General features: G+C 59.9%; 3 protein-coding genes. All 3 read right to left on the bottom strand.

Annotation, left to right across the window (positions count from 1 at the left end; genetic code table 11):
* Positions 1 to 293, bottom strand: a 293-nt coding sequence (locus OTB20_RS42280) for a DDE-type integrase/transposase/recombinase (protein ID WP_267825197.1), incomplete at its 3' end; no start/stop codon positions are given.
* Between the two features lie 28 nt (positions 294 to 321).
* Complete coding sequence (locus OTB20_RS43130; protein WP_420716629.1) at positions 322 to 609, bottom strand: IS3 family transposase; 288 nt, start codon at positions 607 to 609, stop codon at positions 322 to 324.
* A 144-nt stretch (positions 610 to 753) separates the two neighbouring features.
* Positions 754 to 975, bottom strand: a complete 222-nt coding sequence (locus OTB20_RS43135; RefSeq protein WP_420716630.1) for a transposase — start codon at positions 973 to 975, stop codon at positions 754 to 756.
* Positions 976 to 994 lie beyond the last annotated feature (19 nt).

Genomic DNA, 994 nt, shown 5'->3' on the forward strand with positions numbered 1-994 from the left:
ATGGTATTGTCGTAGCAGATTCCTGTCCGTCCGACGGATTGCCGGATTCCGAGCCTGTGCAGCGTCTTGGCGAACTGATCGGATGTGTAATTGCTGCCGCGGTCGGAATGAAATACGGCGTCAAGCGCAAGCGTGTGGTTGCGTGCCGCCATCTCGATGGCGGTTTCGATGAGCGGGGTCTTGTAATTGTCATCCATCGCCCATCCGGCAACGGCCTTGGTGTGGCAGTCGATGACGGTCGCAAGGAATATCCAGCCCTCCCAGGCCGGAACGTAAGTGATGTCGCCGACCATTTTCTGGCCGGGGGCTGCGGCGGTGAAGTCACGGTTGACCAGGTCGGGGGACCGGGCCGGCTTGTCCGTCGTTCTCGGTGAGGCTGTGGCGCCACGGCCTGGGCTGGCATGCCTCTCGTACGAGCTCGGGCCCGCAGGCCACACTCCAGGCGGCCAAGTCAGCATGGACTCGCCGGTAGCCGTAAGTGCCGTCAGAATCCTCGAAGGATTTAACTATCAGCAGTTTCAGGTTATCCCGCCGCCGGGCGGATATCGAAAGCGTCCTGCCGCGCCATTCGTAGAATCCAGAGCGGGACACTTCGAGCCATGCATGCATCTTCGCAACAGGCGGGGCGTCTTCGGTTTTCGAAATGGCTGCGGCGTACTCCCGCGTCGATGAATTCGAACTTGTCGTCACCGAGGATCCTTTGCGAAGTACGCTGCAACTTTTCCAGGAAGACGACTTTTTGTCGCAGCTTCCTCAGCTCACGTTCCTGCTCGGAGCCTGGCACGCTCGTCCAAGGTGAGAGGCGGCTCTTCCCCCGCATGGTCCCGCCGGTATTGCATTAACCCAATTCCGGAGTGTGCCTTCGACAAGTCCGAGTTCCCGGGCAACCTGGGCCACCGGACGTGACGTCTCGAGCACCATCTTCACTGCCTCTTCCCGATACTCAGGAGAGAACTTTCTACGCTTCTGCGACAACCGACTTCCCTTTCCGAAC

It is taken from the genome of Streptomyces sp. H27-H1, assembly GCF_026627445.1.
Classification (GTDB): domain Bacteria; phylum Actinomycetota; class Actinomycetes; order Streptomycetales; family Streptomycetaceae; genus Streptomyces.

What these genes read in the sequence shown, in the direction of transcription:
- OTB20_RS43130 (WP_420716629.1), bottom strand. Translation starts at nt 609, where the DNA reads ATGCATGCATGGCTCGAAGTGTCCCGCTCTGGATTCTACGAATGGCGC.